At 67.9% G+C, this 280-nt stretch carries 1 protein-coding gene; it reads left to right on the forward strand.

Annotation, left to right across the window (positions count from 1 at the left end):
* A partial coding sequence (locus tag RMT89_RS42570) for an RDD family protein (protein ID WP_315889123.1) occupies positions 1 to 280 on the forward strand: 280 nt, incomplete at both ends.

Here is a 280-nt window from a genome sequence, read left to right on the forward strand (position 1 = left end):
GGCCGCACCATCGGCAAGCGGCTGACCGGCATCCGCGTCATCAGCGCCGATGGCCGCCGCCTGCGCCCGTCGCAGATCGTCGCCCGCAACATGATGAAAGAGGCCGAGTTTCTGGCCCCCGCACAGGTTTTCTTGATGGGCGGGGAAAGCGGGCTGATGCTGGTGCTGACCTTTCTGTGGGTCTGCGGCGTGGCGGGGTTCTTTCTGCGCAACAAGCGGCGGCAGCGGTTGGGCGATGTGATCGCCGGCACGCTGGTCGTGGAACAGCCGCGGGCGGTGC

The sequence above is a fragment of the Streptomyces sp. P17 genome, assembly GCF_032436805.1.
GTDB lineage: Bacteria > Actinomycetota > Actinomycetes > Streptomycetales > Streptomycetaceae > Streptomyces.